Raw genomic sequence first — 19622 nt, 5'->3', positions numbered from 1 at the left:
GTTTTTTTATGATCACCGATTAACAGAACTTTAGACCACCGAAACAGTTCGACACAACCGTTTGGTTTTGCAATATTTGCGAGTTTAAAGCAATAGTTGCTGGCTTCGCTTGCGTATAATTACCCAAATCAATATTTAAAAGTTTCACTACAGGAGTATTAAATAGGGTCCCCAATGATTCTCCTGTACCTGTTGTAATTCGGTTATTTTCATCTAATAAAAAGTCCGAAACTAAATTAGCCACCTGAGGTAGTACTGCCGAGATATCCACTTGATCTTTGGCTTGTAAATAGCCCAACTGAATTGGATCTTTAAAGGACATCCACCAGCCTTTTTGGGCTGTATCTTGCACCTCAGTACCTGCCCACTTCAAAGTCTCACTTTGTAAGGACAAATACCCTCCTGTACCAGATAATGGAATATTATGTACCATACTTAAAGACTGATTAAATGCGATTTCCATATTGAGGTTTTGAATATCTGAGCCTTCCCCCATTTTGAAAATTGCTTTTTTAGCCAAACCTAGAATCGGATCAAAAGTTACCAACAACTGATCATTAGCAAACAAATCTTTTTGCGCTTGCGTCATGCTTGAATTAGCAGCCAAAGGAATAGATTTAATGCTTGCTGTAATACCTGGTACATTCGCAACAGATAAACGTGAACCTGAAACGACGGTTTCTGGCATATTAAATTTCACATTAATACTTGGAACTGTTACACCCTTGTTGTCTGCAGCTGTTGAATCACTTTGGAATTGTCTTGGAAATTTCAAGCCTAAAATACTGGCTGTAAGGTTCCCTTTAATTTCTTCAGTTTTTGAATCACCAAAGGTACTCTGCTTGGTATTTACATCACCTGTGGTGGCTGCCATTTTCATATAACCTGAAAAAGACTGAATACCATCTGAGGGGTTTGCTGTATTGTCAGTACCTGCCGTCAACAACCCACTAATCGCATCAGCACCTAAACGAAAGCCAACCACTTCACGTGTGGATGCTTTACCCCCATTTTTAATTGCAAATTCAATAAATGGATTAGTGATTTTCGCACTGGTGCTCGCACGACCATTTGAATCATAAACTGGCACACCATTGGCATCAAAACTTGAAGGCATACCACTAATAGAAAGGTTTGAAATATCAATATCACATTTACCGGCACCCTTATCACCACCACAGCCTAATTGTAGCGATTTAATATTGGTATTTAGCTCCATCTCTGCGCCCAAACCCAATTTGTAAAATTCAACTTTTTCACTGTTGGCATTGGTATAAGTATAATTATCTTTCGAAAAATTCAGTAAAGCTTGACCATCAACCGAAGATAATTCTGAATCCGATAGCGCTTGAAATGAAGTTGCATTCCCTGAAACCCACAAACTACTGACGATCGTCGCCACTAATATTTTTTTCATTATTGTCATTCCCTGTAAAACTATAATTATCGTGGTGTAATACCCATTGAACTGCGCATTACCCCACCTGGAATTGCTATATCTGCGATTTTTTGCATTGCCCCTGCAGGTGCAATTGCCAGTTCAGCTGTAAACACTTTAGCACCATTTGTAATGGTGTCTGTCTTTGTAGACAAGCGATTAAATTTAACTTGGTTATCCAAAACCACGCTGTCTTTTTGCATATGAATACGCGTTTCTAAACCAAGATCACCCTGTAGGCGATTTAGGTTAATACTCGATTCATTTGCCACAGTACCATCAGCTTTTACATCTTCATTAATTAAACTGATGTAACTACCGCGGTCATTCTTATCTGTTAATGGTTTAAATTGAAAATTTGCTTGTAAAGATAAGAAGTTTGTATCCGGTGTCCCGTCTGTTGTTTCTAAACCTGGAATAATAAATAACTCACCTTGCCCATCCAGTTTAAAAGCAATCGATGCAAGTACATCATCTTTGCGACCAAAATTATCAATTGGGACAATTTTAGTACCACAGGCCCCAGAACAGTTATATAGCGATCCTGGTAATTGACCAATTGCAATCTCGGCTTTGGCTGCAATTAATAAACTATCGGCTTTAACGTAAATCTCTTTATCTTCAAAGCCAATCACGCCATTGGCTTTGATGTAAGAATCAATATTACGCAACCCCGCATAATAATTGACCTCTTCTCCTTTAAGCGCATTACCACTCGCATCCTTCAAAATTACGCCATTACTGTCTTTTAAGGTTCGCTTTTCACCATCTAAAACCAAAATGGAAGTGGTATATGCATTTCCAGTTACGCTGTCATAACGATAACCATCTGTAGACATAGCAAGGTCATAACCCAAACCAGATTTTGTCGCCCCTGCTTTGTTCACATATTGTTTTGCAAAAATTCCTAAGTTGGCATTCAGGTTATAAATTGGTAAACCTAAGCCCCAAGTCCCAGAATTTGCATTATTGACTGGCAAACTATTGTCAGAAATAAATCGCGCTGTACGAGCAATCGCTTGAAAATCCATACCACGAACAGCAATCAATGCCATCGTTTGTGGATTTGCACTTGGCGAAGGGTTATATATCAGCTCATTACTACTGGCACTGAGTATAGATTTAATTTGATCATTAATCATAAAGCCCAAAGAATTGGTTCTTATGGTATTAATGTAAATATCGCCAAAATCAATATACGCATTTTGCGTGCTAACTGGTGTTCCTACTACACTTGAATTACGTACATTAAGACGTGTTAAGTTCGAAAACTCAATCGCATAACTACCCGTACCTGTATGGCCGAGCTCAAATGTTGTTGGCGTTCGACCAGAAACTGTAGTCTGACCACTATCTGCTCGCGTAAAATCAGCAGACATTGCCATATGCAAACCACCTGCTTGTGCAAAACCATATCCTGTCGCTGCAGTATTAGATTTTTCTAATCCCTTATTTACAGTATTAAAGTTTGCAACACCACTCTGATTTGCATTCAGCATAATACGGCCATTGGTTAAGGCACCCGAAGCACCTAAACGAATAACATTACCCTGTTCGCCATCTTTACCATAACGTACATCAATATTTACGCCCGGCTTGGTTGCTGTGCCCGTACGGCTCGCATCTACATTTTTGCTTTTATCTTCAGCACGTACAAGTTGGACAAAATTATCCGACTTTCCATCAGCAGATTTTGTGGTAAGTACAATGCCATCTTTGGGATCAATGTACATATAACCATCAGCGGTCAGATTGAAGTTGAAATCTTTGAGTGTGACGTTTTGTCCATTTTGACCATAAGAGATACTGGCATTTTGCAACTTCAACTCTAAGTGAGCTTTATCATTACGATTAAATAAGCCATTGGTTGTTGCCAAATAAACTTCAAGTGGTGAAATGGTTGAAAAGGTCAAACTTCCTAAGTTTTGATCACTTTCATTTGTGGCACAGTTGGGCGCACACACCAGCATAATTTTAGATGCAACTGCCGTAAATGGTGAAACACTTGCTCTTAACTGGATACCTGTACCTTTAGCATTGGAAGCCAATTGAGTCGTACCTACATCGAGGTTTACTTTACTCACAATATTGGTATTGCCTTGAGTTGGCGTAATCACCACATCATGCAAGCCTAATTTAATAGGCTTGGTTCCAGCTTCTGAATAGTCAATCCAGTTTGCTTGTTTGACCTCTACACGAGAAACCTCTTGTGTAATCGAGATCCCATCCTGTCCTGTAACATGGCTAAGTGTCTGGTCACTTAGTGCCTCAAGCGCATAGCTTTGGTTGGCAATACATATACAAGCTGTGAGGAGATTTAATTTTATTATTTTGTTCATCTCAACGTCCTTATTCAATTAATACTTTAACAGCGTGCGCCCGTAGCTCCTGTACAGTTATAGCTGAATATTTTTAGGTCTCCAGTCATGTGCAAATTGCCATGCATATTTAGACCCATAAATCCTGTTTCTGTATCCTTATCAAAAGCAGGAATATCCGTAGCAAAAGTGGTTTTCTTTCCTGTACTATCGATTGTATATGCTTGATATTGACCATAAGTTGTTGTTTTTAAATAACCCTTTTGATCACCTTCATCTGCTTCAATTGAGAGATTATTAAATCCTAAGTTACGAATTTTTAAAGGCTTATCATCAAAAAAAGACAATTTCATGGCTGTTTGCGGGTCACCATTTTTATTAATAATCGTGGTGCCCTCTAAAGAGAATTTCTCAACCTGAATGGTGCCTTGGATTTGTTTAAAAACCAACCACTTCTGATTACCTTTCTCTGTATGGTTATTTGGAGAAATCGCTAAACGGCATTGCACATTATTTTGGCAACTATAGGTATAGTATGCATCATCAATACTAGCAACCTGACCTGTTTGTAAGTCATGCAATGAAATATCTTTTTTGCTTAAATCATTGGCATATCGATGGTTTAAAGACAATGTCCAATTAAAATCAGCGCCGCCTTGACCGCGTACCTCTTGTAACTCTTGGGCATCTAAGCCTGTAAGTCCTGCATGCGCAGTTGCTGACACAAGTAATACAACTGCGAGATAAGATTTCTTCAACATAGCTTGCATCCTTATAGCCCAGTTGTTTTAATTTTTAAATGCTGAATGAGCACGCCATCAATGGCTGCTGAACCTAAATTGATCGCAGTACCTGCTGCATTTTTAAATACAATACCTGTCGATGCTTGATCACGATTCGCCTTTAACATATTGGTGCTGGTATCACGTGTAACACTACCAATTGCAATACTACTGTGTGTCGCATTCGTCCCTTGATAGTCTTTGGTTGTACCATTCGCAGTAATTTGCGAGGTATTGGTACCACAACTTGCAACATTACATGTAGAGCCCATGAGCGTACGATACACTCCATCCACACCTTTTAACTGTGGTGCACCGTTCGTATCTTTTTTAATAAGTGTATTATTCGCGTCTGTATCAGCATAATAGCTATAAATTTTGGTATATATCTCGGGTACATTTGGAATTCTTGTTAATTCCAAAATAATGTTATTACCTTCCGAACCAATAATAAATGGCTGATACATATTACCTAGTACCAAGTTAATGTTTGTACTATATAAATACAAACCTTCTTTATCATTAAATAAAGGTGCAAAACTTCCATCTAAAGCAGGTGTACTTGCTGTGCCATCGTCTGTATCAGACTTCGCCGCCGTACTAATACGAATGCCTTTTGCATCTAGATTGGTATCGTTAATGGTTAATTTTGATGGGTCATCATTGGTATTTAAACGTAATATACTTGCCATACCAAGTGTTTGACTTTGCTGCGTAATTGTAGACGGCTGAGTTTGGAACAAACGTACTTGTGAACCATCAATGCTCAGGCCATTGGCAACAAACTGTGCACGTAATCGATAGTCTTTATCCAAACCATCAGCTGGTGCACCAGTCAATTGATTGACTTTATTGCTTGAATCTAATGTACGTGAGAAAATATCCGTCCAGAAACCCAATTTTATCTTATCTTCTGTAGCATTTCCGCCCACCTGTGCTAATGGTGCTTCTAATGCAATATAAGCAATATCGGCTTTATTTTGTGCATTATATTGTTGTATGTCTTTGGCTGTACCTGAACGGAATAACCAAGGATTTTCAGCAGTGCCCCAATTAATACCTTGATTACTAAAACGCTGGTTCATATTGCCATTACTTTTAGACAAGGCTAAACCATAAATAAAGATATCGGCTTTACTTCTAGATGCTTTGAGTGCCGCCACATGATCGGTCGTGTTTAAAGCAGTATTTGCTGCCGCAACAGCAGAGGTTCTTAAGGTTAACTCTTTAGAAGTGTAACTTTCCTGTGCTTTGGCTTTTGCAGAACGGATTGCACGTAAATCCATTTCCTGATCAGTTTTTTGTGCAAGCTGTGCATTTGCATAAGTTTGAATATCAGCTGCTTTATCGTTGCGAATTTCCTTACGGACTTCGTCATAAGCCCAAGCTTGGGACTGTTCATCATTTTTACAACCCAAAATACCACTGTTAAAACAAAAATTATATTTTTTATATTCTTGCTGATATAACGTATTGTATCTATTTACATAATATGTCTGTGCTGCAAATTCTTCTACTTTTTGGCTTTCAAAAGTTGCTTTATAGGTCGTAGTGAAATTCTGAAGGACATCGGCTCTTGTGGTTGTATTGTTATATACATTTTTGTATTCAGCATTATAAACATCAGTGTAATAGGTCTGATAATAACCTGTCACTTTTGCCGTATAGTTTTGAAAGTAGGCATTATCATAGACTGCTTGGCGGCTTTGTTCGAATAACTGTTCATAATTACCCCCACGCGGGATAATCCGAATAAAACCTGTATCATATTTTTCTGGATTGGTGACAGCCGGTGTCTTGTTATAACTTGAAGCTGTAGAAAGATCATTTGGCCCCTGAAAAACAAACTTGAAGTTTTCAGGGAGCAACGCAACGCCCTCACCTGTCGTATTTGACAATGCTTCATCTGGCAAATCTTGAAGTGCATAAACAGACGGTGCAAGCAACATACTAACTGCTGCAACTAAACAGCTCTGGCGGAACCGGAATGCTTGATTTAATTGAGTCATCGTGACCTTCCTTTCTTATCAGATGCACCGCATCTTTCTTATATTTTTTGCTTTACTTGGCACCAATTTTTTTGTCCATCTCATCCTGTGATGGGTTCTATACCAAGCTATATTAACTTTTTATTATGCGTAATTATTATACAAATGCAAAACAAACTCGCTAAATCACCTCAATTTCCGATGAATGAATCACAAAAAAAGCAGGCTTTGTTGCCTGCTTTTTTAATGCTTTAAATTTCATTTAAGCCTTAGGTAATGTTACACCTGTTTGACCTTGGTATTTACCCCCACGATCTTTATATGATGTTTCACATACTTCATCAGATTCAAAGAACAGCATTTGCGCAACGCCTTCACCTGCATAAATGCGTGCTGGTAAATTTGTTGTATTTGAGAATTCTAAAGTCACATGACCTTCCCACTCAGGCTCAAGTGGTGTCACGTTCACAATAATACCGCAACGTGCATAGGTCGATTTACCTAAGCATACAGTCAATACATTACGTGGAATACGGAAATATTCTACTGTACGTGCAAGTGCAAATGAGTTCGGAGGAATAATGCAGACATCCGATTCAATATCGATAAAGCTTTTGTCATCAAAATTCTTAGGATCGACAATTGCAGAATGAACATTGGTGAAAACTTTAAATTCACGCGCGCAACGCACGTCATAACCATAGCTTGAAACGCCGTAAGAAATCAGTTTTTCACCATTTTCATCTAAACGGACCTGATTTTCTGCATACGGTTCAATCATGCCGTGTTTTTCGCTCATTTCGCGAATCCAACGATCAGACTTAATTGCCATTGTTACTATCCAAAATACTGTACATCAATTATTGCATGGTACTTTAACTGAAAACCCTTACAATGAAAATATATCAATTTTGCTGAATACCAATTGACTGATGCTCAGCAAATTTAAGTTGCCTTTATAAACTAGCAAGAGTCAGATAACTCAACTGACACGTAAAGCCCATCAGTACCACCGATGCCGTTCGTTGCATCGTATATTGATTCAGCCAACGGAATTTATTGGATGCCAGCATCGAACCAATAAATATCCAAAAAAATGCAATCGGAATCAGAAGTAATAAAAAGGCCAGCATGTGCGCTGTGTAATACATCGAGTTTTTCCAAGCAATCGCAGGAAAAATAGCCGATGCAAACAATAAAGCTTTCGGATTTAACAAGGTTGCGAGAAAAAGCTCCCAAGCGCGAATGCAGGGCTGATCTAGATCTTGTACGGCGTTCGCGGTTTTCCATAAGCGAATAGCCAAATACAACATATATGCTGCACTAAACAGCTTCAGTATAGGAGGCAGTGCGGGAATATAAGCGGTCACTTTCCCAATCAATAAGCCCCAAAAGCTAATAGACAGCAAATAGCCAAAGGCTTCAGCAGGAATCAAGCGGAAAGACTTTTTAACACCGACCTGTAAACCTGATGATGCCAACAAGGTATTGGTGGGACCTGGTGTCAATAAAATGGTGATGACCCAACCCATAAAAAACCATGAAATCATAGCGTACGCTCAGGCCTATATGCGCGCAGATTAAATCAGTTTTTTGAGGATAGCAAAAAAAATATTGTAAAAGATCATGCAACACAGCAATAATGAGACATTAATCAATATATTTCAAAACCTTAACTCACTCTATTTTATTAAACTACTCAGTCAAAAGCATCTTCACACAATTAAGCCCCATAAAAAAAGCCTAGAAATTACTAGGCTTTAGATCATTTTTAAAACAGAACTCACTTAAATAGAGTAGCGATATTTTGCTTAAAAAATGCGACTTTTATCTTTCGAAGCTTGAGGCAATTTTGCTGCAATTTTTTCCGCAATAGCCATATAGCTTTCGGCAGCATCATCTTGAGCAATAACCGAAGGTTTGCCCGCATCTGCATTTTCACGAATCTGTACATTCAGTGGTAAACGGCCTAACAATGGAATGTTGTATTGCTCTGAAAGCTTATCTCCTCCACCTGTACCAAAGATTTGCTCTTCATGACCACAGTTAGAACAAATATGCGTCGACATATTTTCAACCACACCCATAACTGGGATGTGTACACGATTAAACAATTCAATCCCTTTGGTTGCGTCCATCAATGCTACATTTTGTGGTGTAGTCACAATCACGGCACCTGTTACAGGAATACGCTGTGCCAAAGTCAATTGAATATCCCCAGTGCCCGGTGGCATATCAATCATCAGTACATCTAGATCTGGCCATAAAGTTTGGTTAAATAACTGCATTAATGCACCCGTCGCTTTTGGCCCACGCCAAGCCACTGGCGTATTATGATCACCTGTTAAGTGACCAATTGACAGTACAGCCATACCATAAGCATCTAGCGGTACAAAGTTTTCCGACTCAATCATTGGAGTACGGCCTGCATTACCCAGCATCGTTGGAATACTAGGGCCATAAATATCAGCATCCAAAACCCCAACCTTTAGGCCTAATTTTTGCAATGCTAAGGCAAGGTTAACCGTTGTGGTGGATTTACCAACCCCTCCCTTACCAGAGGACACCAAAATCACATTTTGAATACGTGGATGCTTAGGCACATCACGTTGTTGTGGTGCTGCTTTTTGGATAGGTGGATTATTTGGATCCGCTTCAGGTGCAGACTGAGACGTACTCGCAGAAGCATCTAGCACAGGAGGCAAAATTGACTTTGGTGCAGTATTTTGAGCTTCGGGCTGGCTTGAGCAACTTTCACCTTCAGCATGATGATGGCCACAACCACCTTCTTTTTTATGTCCAGTTTTTTGCTGAATCACATGCATGTTCAATTCTTTAATACCGCATTGTTCCAATGCATCCGCCAATTCATCATGAATTTGTTGCAGTTGTTCTTTTTCTTCTGGAAAGGTATTAATGGTGATTTGTAAGATTTCACCTTCCACATTCACTTGGGTAATACGATCTTTCAGTGCATGATGAGAATGAGGCAACATATAGGTTTGCAGTACATTTTGCACAGCTTCTTCGTTCACCTCTTTAGAGGGTGAAAAAACAGATTTAAGCGAAGAAAGCCACGACATATAACATTACTCCAAAGCAAATATTTGCGAATTCTACATAGTGTAACGACAATTAGAGCGAAGGTTAAGCATTGCAATCATAAGATTATTCTTGAGATTAGATAAAACCGAGCATTTTAGTTGGTTATTTAGTCTTTTTTCTGCCAAGTGTCGCTATTTATCCTCTGTCCTTTTTGATTTGGGACACTCAAATTATGTATTCAGTCGAGTTAAAGCAATCCTTGTATTTATTTTAAATACAGAAGATTGCAATCGTTTAAACATTCCGATGGTTAAAATTATGCATGGCGCACATTTTGCTTATCTTTATATGATCTTTTAGATCAGCTACACAACAAAACTTATACGTTAAAGCCTAAGACCACTGTGTTTTATAACAAAAGTTTGGGTATATTTCTTGACGTTTATTTTTTATTTATTGCTTTAATTTTTTTCTAGGGAAGCCTCAATATGCATAAAACATGGGCATTAATTACATGTATATTTTTAACAGTTCCAATCATGTCTTGGGCTGAAACCACAAATAGTATTCAAACACCTGAACATCAAAATTTAACTCTGGGCGATAAGTTTGAGGACATGCAAAATCGCATGAAAGCATCACCGATTAAAGTGACGTCATACACCTTAGTAGATGCCACAAAGCCTAATACGTTGGCGGTTGATTATACTTATGAAATTGAGAATTTTCGCTATAACATTACCATTGTGGATGGGCATGTATTTAAAATTGATGTAGAAAATATGGATAAATAATTGACTCAAAACTCAATAATTAAAAAGGTAGCATATCTGCTACCTTCTTTATTTGTGCTCAACAGCATTTAAGGCTTTATGCCACGCATAAAACTTATTACACTAAATAACCATAGAAACAGCACAAAGCTACGGCCTTGTGTGAAATGTGCTAATTCTGTGCCATGTAGCATATTGTGTCGCGTTGATGTGACTGTTGAGCTACTGTCCATCTTGTAGGCTGCTAGTTCAGCAAAGTATGGATTCATTTCAAAGGCAATTTTTGACTTATGCCATAGGCTCTTAATTTCATTACCTTTTAAGCCAGGTACTATTTTATGAACATCTAGAAACTTTGTTTCCTTCTGGTCAAGAAAACCTTTAGCGACTAAAACATCTGTGAGCAAACCTTCTAATTGTGCATAAAGCATAGGAATACACCCTGCATATATGCCTTGCGCATACAATTTTAAAGCTTGTTCTATAATATTACGGCGCTGCACTTGATGTACGTCGACTTGCATATCATCAAGGGCTTTAAAAAGTTCAGTTTGAAAAAATTCACCTGTTGGAACAGCCAATAAATCAAATTGCGCAATGTCATCGGCATCATTAACCAGCTGCCAGAAATAAAGAACATTCAATGCGTCATTGGCAATTTTACTCCCCTCAGGCTGATCTAAAGCTTCGGCCAACACTTGAAAATAGCCTTCTTCCTGTGCAAGTTTGGCCAAATGTTTCTGTAAAAAGCTATGCTCACCTGCGGTCATTGTATCCAAATACTGCTGTGCATCTTCTAAGATGATTTTTCCAGCTTGTTGCGCTTCATTTTTATGGGCAGCTATACGTGTGACTGGTGCATCGTAATCAAAATCATCGTCATCAATCATCATCTAGTACTCTGTGTAGAGATGCGCTTGCTATCAAGCAAATCGAACATCTAAAAATAAGCTCATTAAAAAGACATTCCCGCATGGGAGTTGCCATTACCAATAATTTTCTACAGCAATATTGCCTTCGCCGCGACGGTTCATAGTGAGTCCGCGAGCCTTTAGGGCCTCTTTCGTATCTTCGACCATTTGCGGATTACCGCATAACATGACATGTGTGGTATTTGGATCGAAATTGAGCTCAGCTGCTTGCTCTAAGCTACCATTGGCAATCAATACTGGTAAACGGTCATGCAATGGTGCATTTGGGTCACGAGTGATAATAGGAATAAATTTAAAGCCCGTGTGGCCTTCACCAAACGTTTCAGCAATTTCTGCAATACGTGTTGCATAAGCCAATTCAGCCTGTGTACGTACACTATAAACTAGATTGATTTTTTCGTATTTTGACCATGTTTCAAAATCTTGAAGCATGGAGATAAATGGAGCCAAGCCCGTCCCTGTACCCAGTAACCATAAGTCTTTCGGTGCAGGCAACTGATAGCGTGCTAAGGTTAAAAAGCCATAAGGGACTTTTTCTAAATACAGCTCATCGCCGATTTGAAGATGCTGTAAATTTGAAGTAAATGCACCATCTGGTACAACAATTGAGAAAAATTCTAATGTTTCATCAAATGGTGAAGACACCACTGAATAAGCACGTACTACCAGCTCGTCACCCACTTTTAAGCCAATACGCGCAAACTGCCCTGCTGTAAATTTAAAATGAGCTGGTCGCGTCATGGTAAAACTGAACAAGGTACTGGTCCAACGATGTACAGATAAAACCTTTTCTAAGCTAAATTTTTCAATTGACATGATTTCGACGTGGCGTGAAAGACTGTGCTCATGTTAGCATGACAGCATATTTTATTAATATTTTTTAAATGTTAAGGCTATATTCATGCGCATGACATTACGCCAGTTGGCTGTTTTTGTAGCAGTCGCTCAAGAAGGCACTGTGACCAAAGCCAGTGATGCTGTCAAGCTAACACAAAGTGCTGCCAGCATGGCGCTTGCAGATTTGGAAGATGGGCTAGGCGCACCTTTATTTGACCGTCTGGGTAAACGACTGCAACTCAATGATTTAGGGCGTTTCTTACTGCCTCAAGCTCTTGAAATTTTAGGTCGCTGTGATGCCTTTGAACAAGCAGCCAAAGGTGAACTACAAAGTATTGATTTGCGCTTGGGTGCAACCTTAACCATTAGTGATTACTTAATGCCTGATTTAATGGCTGATTTCTTAAAAATTCAGCCACAAGCGCATTTACAATTACAAGTGGGTAATACCCGCCAAATGATTGAAGCAGTAAATCAATTCCAATTGGATTTGGCTTTAATTGAGGGTTCTTGTCATTTGCCACAGCTTCAATGCATCCATTGGCGTGATGACGAATTGGCAGTGTGCTGTGCGCCCAACCACCCTTTGGCACAACTCAACCGTGCATTAACCGCAGATGATTTCAATTCTGTTGAATGGATATTGCGTGAAGAGGGTTCAGGCACACGGGAAGTTTTTGACAATGCGATTTTAAAAGACTTACCGAATGCCAATATTCGCCTTACCCTAGGTCATAATGAAGCGATTTTAAAAATTGTCGCTGGCGGTTTGGGTATGTCGTGTATTTCTAAACTTGCCATTGAACCTTTACGTGAAAAAGGTCAATTGGTCGTTTTAGATACCCCATTTTGGTCTTTAACTCGTCCACTGTTTATGCTGGTGCATCGTCAGAAATACCAAGGCCCAGGCTTAAAGGCATTTATGAAGTTCTGCGAAAAATAAGTTTCAATTCATTTAAAAAGCACCCAAGGGTGCTTTTTTTTATTGCAGGACACAAATCAACGATTAAATTGACGTTCACATGGTATGCCATCATTGTTACCATCCATTTTAACGTCTGGACAGTTTCTTAAGAAGAATACAGCCTCGTCATAAGATTTCATTTGACTACAGTGTGTACGTCCATCACATTTGAAACTCTGCCCAGAACTATGATCTGTAGATACGGAATCAGCATAGTCAGCCTGATTTGATGCAACAGATGTATATTTTCTTTCCTGCTCTGGCACATCGATCACACGCTCTGGTAAATCCCCTAGCGCTTTGCGTTGCTCAACGACAAGCTTTTCCTGCTCCTGAATCATTTGCTGAAGACGAATCTGCTTCTGTTCTTGATACTGCTGATATTTACCATACACCAAGATACCCAGCACTACGACAACGATTAGACCAATCACTGTAATAAACTTGGAAAGTTTAAGTTTTGAGCTATTATGAGAGTTTGAACTCACCTTGCCATATTCAGCATTTTGACGTGTGCTCTCAAAAGGCATTGGAACTGATGCAACCGACATTTGATCTGTTAAATCTAAACGGACGATATGGCCCGCTTTAAATTTACCCCCATCTTCAACCAGCATAAATTTCATCTTTTCGCCAATCACTGGCTCAATATCTTTAGCTGGACAATCCTGAATATGGAAAAAAATGTCCTGTTGCTGTCCTGCTGCCTGAATGAAACCAAAACCTCGTTCAGGGTTATAACTTTTTACCGTCCCCTCAATAAACATCTGTTTGTTTGCCTGTCTAGTATTTATATAACAGATTATAAAAGCGCTTTATTTTTTTCAAGAAATTTCATACAGTTATAAAATAGAAAGTTCAGCACTGACAATACATTTAAAATGCTGTAAGTTTTAGGCACTAAAAAACCGCCCGAAGGCGGTTTTTTAATTCAAGATTCAGAGTTTACTGAATTATTGAACTGCATAAATGCTGATTTCTACACGACGGTTTTGTTCACGACCAGCCGCTGTAGCGTTAGATGCGATTGGGTTTGCTGCACCTTGACCTTGAGTATTAATACGTGAAGTAGAAACACCTTGAGACGCTAAGTAGCTAGCAACTGATTGCGCACGTGCTTGAGACAATGGAATGTTGATTGAATCATTACCTGTGTTGTCTGTATAACCTGTAACTAAGATACCGCTCTTGTTATCTTCAGTTAAAGTTTGCGCAACTTTGTTCAAAGTAGAATAGAAGTTAGGTTTGATATTTGATTTGTTTGTATCAAATGTAATGCTACCTGGCATAACTAAACCAACAGAACCATCTGGATTACGGTTAACTTCTACACCAGTACCCGCCATTTGTTGACGTAGTTTTTTCTCTTTGTTATCAAGATAAACACCAGTCGCACCACCAAGTACCGCACCAATTGCTGCTGCACGGTTGTTTTGAGAACTAGAGTTTGCATTGCCTTTAGAAATACCGTAACCCGCTGCAGCACCAATTAAAGTACCCAAAGCAGTTTTGTCGTATTCCATACCGCCAATATTATTACCTGTTGTTTGACAGCCAGATAGTACCAAAGCCCCTGCTACTGCTGCTGAAATTGCTAGTGCACGCATCGCATGCCTCCTTGATTGTGTTTTGTTGTATGGATGGAATGATGAAGTAAAAAAAATCGAGTAACCATTGATTTTTTGTTAATAATAAATCGTTTAGTTACAATTTGTAATATTTAAATAAGAAAATAATGCCAACTTCGTCAAATTTTCTCCACAGTTGTTCTGAAGTGCTTTTTTATTTTCAAAACACGCTCTATATTTGTGTGAATTGGCAAACGTTAGACTATTCCCCATTAGGACTTTTATATGTCATCGCACAGCAAGAAGCAACCAGCATTAAAAAAAATCACACGCGGGCTGACTGTCGGTTCGGTTATTACAGGAAGTACTTTTTTCCACGGGCCTCCTGTATTGGCTCTAGGACTGACCAAGCTCTTTAAACAATCAAAAAAGGTTGATGAAACCAATATAAAAATCACCAACAGTTGGCTGAGTGTAAATAACTGGCTCATTGATCATGTGTTGGCTAACACTCAATGGGATATCTCGATTGATGATGATCTAGATCTGAATATGCAAGGCCGTTATTTGATGATGTGTAATCATCAAAGCTGGGTAGATACTACAGTAAATCAGTATTTTGGCTTAACACGTATGCCACTCACTCGTTTCTTTACCAAATGGGAACTAATCTTTATTCCTTTCGTGGGCCAAGCATTTAAAATCTTGGGTTTCCCAATGATGAAACGCCATAGCAAAGAACAAATTGCCAAAAATCCTGAGCTCAAACATCGTGATATGGAAGAAGCGCGCAAATCTTGTGAACAGCTTTTAAGCCAGCCATTTACCTTGCTCAATTACCTCGAAGGAACACGCTTTACGGCGGAAAAACACGCACAACAAAAATCAACATTTACAAATTTACTTAAGCCTAAAGCAGGTGGTTTAGCACTCGCATTGAATATTTTAGGTGATCAAATTGATGCGTTGGTCGACATGACCATTGTTTATCCTGATGGTGTACCAGGTTATGGTGAGTTTTGGCTGGGCGAGGTGCCTAGAATTGCTGTAAATTTACGTAAAATTGATATCCCTGCATGGGTTGCAGGTGGTAATTATGAAGAAGATGCCGAATTCCGTGAGAAATTCCAGCAATGGGTAGATCAAATTTGGACTGAGAAAGATCAATTGATTTCAGAAATGAAATCTAAATATTCACCTGTCGTCTAAATACACGGAGCCCGCTTCTATGTCGCAGAACATCCCTGTTAAAAAATCTAAATACCAGCATTTAGACCCCAAAAGCTTCTATTTCAAAGCTTTTTTGGCCTATGACATTTTCATGGTATTTATTATTATTTTTAACTTGTTCTGCTTAGGCATGAACTTCTTCCTCATGAGTAATATTGGGGGCTGGTTCTTTAATGCCATCCATTTACCGAGTGTGCTTGAATTTTATCGTGAATACTTGCACCCGTGGGTAATTACTACAGAAGCGTGGTTCATAATTTTCTTGATTATGGAATTACTCACGCGCTGGGCAATTGCAATCGTACAGAAACATCACCAACGTTGGTTTTTCTTTCCGTTTATCCATTGGTATGAAATTGTTGCCATTGTGCCCTATTTCCGCTTTTTACGATTATTTCGTGCAGGGGTTGTGGCCTACCGCCTCTATGAAATGGGTTATCAAATTTTTCCAACCTCTTGGCAGGAAAAAGGCTTATTTTACTATCGCGTCGTGATGGAGGAATTATCCGATCGTGTAGTGGTAACGGTTTTAGATGGTCTCAAACATGAGCTTCAAACCAGCACAACACATAAAGATTTAATCAGCAATGTCATTCAGCATCATCGGGATTTATTCTCCCAAGCGCTGGCTGAAATTCTGCAAGAAAATTTAAGTCGTGAGCTACAAGCCGATCGTGAACGTATTGCAAAAAGCGTGGGACAAATTGTCAATCAAGCAATTGAAGATACGCCTGAGCTGACGCAATTACTGCGCCTTATCCCGATTGTCGGTGGCCGTATAGAACAACAAATTCAAAGCATCGGACAGCGATTAGGTGAAAATATTACCCAAGGCTTAATTGATCCTTTAGCATCACCAAATGCGTCTACAGCACGGCATCCTAATTTATATACCGATATTGCAACACGGATTAGTGCCATTGAAATTGAAAAAAATGACAAACTTGATGCGTTGGTTCGCTCGGCTGTTTTTGAAAGTTTGGAGGCCATTCGTAAGCAAGTAAAAGTAAAACAATGGCAACAAGAACTCCAAGCACAAGATCAAGCTAAAGATTAATCTATAGTTCAAAAATAATTGCTGTTTCTGCTAGAGAAATGCCTCATTTTGTTCTAGCATTTGCTCTACTTAAAATATCACTTCCACATAAAATCAACAGTGAGAAGTTTGAAGGAATAATTATGGCTGATATACGGATAAAAGGCAGAATGGTCAATGCAATCCGCATTAACCTTGACACAAATGATCATGATGCGATCCGCCAGCAACTTAGCCCAATGCTTCAAAAAGCCTTCCCAATCGGAACGCTTGCGGTCATTGAAAGCAGTGTTGAACAAGAGCTTATTGAACTGATTCAATTGCTGATTAGCCTTGAGTTACAGCCGATTGCTGTAACAGACGGTGTCTTGGCAGACCAAGCTCGCGCTATTCAATTCCCAGTCATTCCACCTGACCGTAAGATGGAACAGGTCAAACCAACCAAAGAGCAAGCTGTTGAAACGCCTGCTGTCGCTGAAAAACCCCAGCCAGAGGCAGAAGATACACCCGCAACGGTGGCACCAGAAGTCCGCCATATTACGTCTTACCATGATGAAATTCTGCGTACCGGCCAATGTATTGTGCAGGATCACGGTGACATTATTTTAAGTGCTGGGATTAACAGCGGTTCCGAAGTCATTGCTTCAGGAAATATACATATTTATGGCAGTGTCCGTGGTAGAGTCATTGCCGGTGCTGGGGGCAATAGTGCTGCACGAATCTTCTGTCATTCACTTGAAGCAGAACTCGTTTCTATTGCTGGGACATATTGCGTAGCCGATGACATTCCACCGCATGTTACGAAAAAACCCGTACACATTTATTTAAATGACCAGCATGAGCTTGTATTTGAAGCTTTGCAATTTTAATGTATAAATAAACACCAATAAACCCCTGTATTGATCAGGGGATTTAAACCATAACAGGAGTGGATTCGGTGGCGAAAATTGTTGTCGTAACATCAGGCAAAGGTGGCGTAGGTAAAACTACAACAAGCGCATCTTTTGCAACAGGTTTAGCCCTACGTGGTCACAAAACTGTTGTGATCGATTTTGACGTAGGTTTACGTAACCTCGATTTGATCATGGGCTGTGAACGCCGTGTAGTATACGATTTTGTAAATGTCATTAATAACGAAGCACGATTACAACAAGCGTTAATTCGCGATAAAGACATTGAAAACCTTTACATTTTGCCTGCATCACAAACACGTGACAAAGATGCCTTATCTGATGATGGTGTTGCACGTGTAATGGATGAACTTTCACAAGAATTTGATTACATTATCTGTGACTCACCTGCAGGTATTGAGCGCGGTGCAATCCTTGCAATGTACCATGCCGATGAAGCAATTATTGTGACCAATCCTGAAATTTCTTCAGTACGTGACTCTGACCGTATTATTGGTATGCTCGATAGCAAAACCAAAAAAGTAGAAAACAACGAAGGTCGTATCCGTAAGCATTTATGTATTACACGTTACAACCCAGAACGTGCAGACAAACAAGAAATGTTAACCATTGATGACATTTCAAAAGACATTTTACGTGTGCCTACACTGGGTGTTATTCCTGAGTGTAAAAGCGTGCTACAAGCTTCGAACGAAGGTAAACCTGTCATCTTATATACAGAAACCCAAGCGGGCGAAGCTTATGATGACTTAGTTGCACGTTTCTTAGGTGAAGAGCGTCCTTACCGTCATATTACTGCGAAGCCGAAAGGCTGGTTAGCACGATTATTTGGAGGATAAGATGGCTGGTTTTTGGAGTAAATTATTCAGTGGTGATGACAAACCTACAAGCGCTCAAACTGCAAAAGACCGCTTAAAAGTCATTGTTGCTTCCGAAAATGGCTTAGGCAAACGTTTGAGCCAAGACAAAATTGACCAAATGAAAAAAGAAATCATGCAAGTCGTTAACCGCTATGTTCGTGGTGTCGATGAGCAACATATTCAAATGTCTGTACGTTCTGAAGCGAACATCGAGATGCTTGAAATGAATATCAATTTGCCTGAAGAGCGTTAATTTGATTTCTGATTAGTCAAACAAATTGAATCAAGGCAAAATATGAGCCTGAACAAAGCACTGCTTTGTTCAGGCGCAAGACAAGAAGCTTTGCTTCGAAGTGCCTGAACCTTTAGGCTCTGCCATGTTCAGGCGCAAGACAAGAAGCTTTGCTTCGAAGTGCCTGAACCTTAAGGCTCTGCCATGTTCAAGTGCAAGACGAGAAGCTTTGCTTCGAGTGGGTTAGATTGCAATTCTTGCACTGATGACTCAACAAGCATTAACTTCAAGACAAAGTAAATAACAAAACTTTGTCACTTGCGTACTCATATTTTGCTTATTTATTTTCAAAAGAACACCAAGGGGATTGCAATGGCATTATCTCAACCAGCGACGTTTAATGAAGAATGGTCAGATGAACGAGTATTTGCCTACTTAACTCAGTTGCCTCCTGAAGGCGTAAACGGCGATTTTCATGTGCTATACCATGCATTCAAACACATGCGTCCTACTGACTATGAGCGCCTACTTAGTCAATTCACAGCAGACGGCCGTGATGTTAATGCAACCAACCCTGAAGGTCAGCGTATTCATGATGTGATTGCCCAATTCCCGCGCCAAAGCCAAGGCTTTTTAGCAGTATTGGCAAAATTTGCATAAGCATTTTTTCGCATCAAAAAGCCTGCACATGCAGGCTTTTTTTATAGC

The 19622-nt window shown here is 39.5% G+C and carries 19 protein-coding genes; 8 read left to right on the top strand and 11 right to left on the bottom strand.

The genetic code is table 11. The features are described from left to right. Positions 1-19: 19 nt before the first annotated feature. The 7 genes from DYI81_RS11880 to apbC form a co-directional block, all read right to left on the bottom strand. Complete coding sequence (locus DYI81_RS11880) at positions 20-1417, bottom strand: hypothetical protein (protein ID WP_117007628.1); 1398 nt, start codon at positions 1415-1417, stop codon at positions 20-22. A gap of 26 nt (positions 1418-1443) precedes the next feature. Further along, a complete protein-coding gene (locus DYI81_RS11875) occupies positions 1444-3777 on the bottom strand; it encodes a DUF6160 family protein (RefSeq protein ID WP_117007627.1) in 2334 nt (777 codons plus the stop codon). A gap of 26 nt (positions 3778-3803) precedes the next feature. Continuing rightward, positions 3804-4517 carry a hypothetical protein gene (locus DYI81_RS11870; protein ID WP_106985106.1) on the bottom strand — a complete coding sequence of 238 codons (714 nt, stop codon included), beginning with the start codon at positions 4515-4517 and terminating at the stop codon, positions 3804-3806. A gap of 11 nt (positions 4518-4528) precedes the next feature. Beyond that, entirely contained in the window at positions 4529-6547 is a 2019-nt protein-coding gene (locus DYI81_RS11865) for a hypothetical protein (RefSeq protein ID WP_117007626.1), read from the bottom strand. A 241-nt stretch (positions 6548-6788) separates the two neighbouring features. Beyond that, positions 6789-7358: a dCTP deaminase gene (gene dcd, locus DYI81_RS11860; protein ID WP_067730924.1), complete on the bottom strand. Its 570-nt coding sequence runs from the start codon at positions 7356-7358 to the stop codon at positions 6789-6791. 124 nt (positions 7359-7482) lie between these two features. Then, positions 7483-8076: a LysE family transporter gene (locus DYI81_RS11855; protein WP_117007625.1), complete on the bottom strand. Its 594-nt coding sequence runs from the start codon at positions 8074-8076 to the stop codon at positions 7483-7485. A gap of 261 nt (positions 8077-8337) precedes the next feature. Then, positions 8338-9609, bottom strand: a complete 1272-nt coding sequence (gene apbC, locus DYI81_RS11850) for an iron-sulfur cluster carrier protein ApbC (protein ID WP_117007624.1) — start codon at positions 9607-9609, stop codon at positions 8338-8340. Between the two features lie 450 nt (positions 9610-10059). On the opposite strand from apbC, the gene DYI81_RS11845 reads away from it, so the two are divergent. Then, positions 10060-10365 (top strand): hypothetical protein, encoded by a 306-nt coding sequence (locus DYI81_RS11845; RefSeq protein WP_117007623.1) that lies wholly within the window; start codon positions 10060-10062, stop codon positions 10363-10365. A gap of 68 nt (positions 10366-10433) precedes the next feature. Here the strand turns inward: DYI81_RS11845 and DYI81_RS11840 are convergent, their stop codons facing one another. Together DYI81_RS11840 and DYI81_RS11835 are read right to left on the bottom strand one after the other, a co-directional pair. Beyond that, a complete protein-coding gene (locus DYI81_RS11840; protein ID WP_117007669.1) occupies positions 10434-11234 on the bottom strand; it encodes a hypothetical protein in 801 nt (266 codons plus the stop codon). 96 nt (positions 11235-11330) lie between these two features. Continuing rightward, positions 11331-12092: a ferredoxin--NADP reductase gene (locus DYI81_RS11835; protein WP_117007622.1), complete on the bottom strand. Its 762-nt coding sequence runs from the start codon at positions 12090-12092 to the stop codon at positions 11331-11333. Positions 12093-12177: 85 nt separating this feature from the next. Between DYI81_RS11835 and gigC the strand changes: the two genes are divergently transcribed. After that, positions 12178-13056 (top strand): LysR family transcriptional regulator GigC, encoded by an 879-nt coding sequence (gene gigC / locus DYI81_RS11830; RefSeq protein WP_106985085.1) that lies wholly within the window; start codon positions 12178-12180, stop codon positions 13054-13056. 56 nt (positions 13057-13112) lie between these two features. Here gigC and DYI81_RS11825 read toward each other — a convergent pair whose 3' ends face one another. Both DYI81_RS11825 and DYI81_RS11820 read right to left on the bottom strand, forming a co-directional pair. Then, complete coding sequence (locus tag DYI81_RS11825; protein WP_117007621.1) at positions 13113-13844, bottom strand: cold shock domain-containing protein; 732 nt, start codon at positions 13842-13844, stop codon at positions 13113-13115. A 186-nt stretch (positions 13845-14030) separates the two neighbouring features. Continuing rightward, positions 14031-14684, bottom strand: a complete 654-nt coding sequence (locus tag DYI81_RS11820; RefSeq protein ID WP_106985086.1) for an OmpA family protein — start codon at positions 14682-14684, stop codon at positions 14031-14033. A 246-nt stretch (positions 14685-14930) separates the two neighbouring features. On the opposite strand from DYI81_RS11820, the gene DYI81_RS11815 reads away from it, so the two are divergent. The 6 genes from DYI81_RS11815 to DYI81_RS11790 all read left to right on the top strand — a co-directional run bounded on the left by DYI81_RS11815 (position 14931) and on the right by DYI81_RS11790 (position 19574). Next, positions 14931-15854, top strand: coding sequence for an acyltransferase (locus tag DYI81_RS11815; protein ID WP_117007620.1), 924 nt, complete (start codon positions 14931-14933; stop codon positions 15852-15854). Positions 15855-15873: 19 nt separating this feature from the next. After that, the gene (locus DYI81_RS11810; RefSeq protein WP_117007619.1) at positions 15874-16932 is read left to right on the top strand and encodes a preprotein translocase subunit SecA; all 1059 of its coding nucleotides are present in this window, start codon (positions 15874-15876) and stop codon (positions 16930-16932) included. Between the two features lie 122 nt (positions 16933-17054). Further along, entirely contained in the window at positions 17055-17780 is a 726-nt protein-coding gene (gene minC, locus DYI81_RS11805) for a septum site-determining protein MinC (RefSeq protein ID WP_117007618.1), read from the top strand. A gap of 68 nt (positions 17781-17848) precedes the next feature. Continuing rightward, positions 17849-18661, top strand: a complete 813-nt coding sequence (minD, locus tag DYI81_RS11800) for a septum site-determining protein MinD (RefSeq protein ID WP_106985090.1) — start codon at positions 17849-17851, stop codon at positions 18659-18661. 1 nt (position 18662) lies between these two features. After that, entirely contained in the window at positions 18663-18935 is a 273-nt protein-coding gene (gene minE, locus DYI81_RS11795) for a cell division topological specificity factor MinE (RefSeq protein WP_106985091.1), read from the top strand. A 351-nt stretch (positions 18936-19286) separates the two neighbouring features. After that, a complete protein-coding gene (locus tag DYI81_RS11790; RefSeq protein WP_117007617.1) occupies positions 19287-19574 on the top strand; it encodes a PA4642 family protein in 288 nt (95 codons plus the stop codon). Positions 19575-19622 lie beyond the last annotated feature (48 nt).

This window comes from Acinetobacter sp. SWAC5 (assembly GCF_003419885.1).
Lineage (GTDB): Bacteria > Pseudomonadota > Gammaproteobacteria > Pseudomonadales > Moraxellaceae > Acinetobacter > Acinetobacter cumulans.
This window is presented reverse-complemented; position numbering and strand designations above follow the sequence as displayed.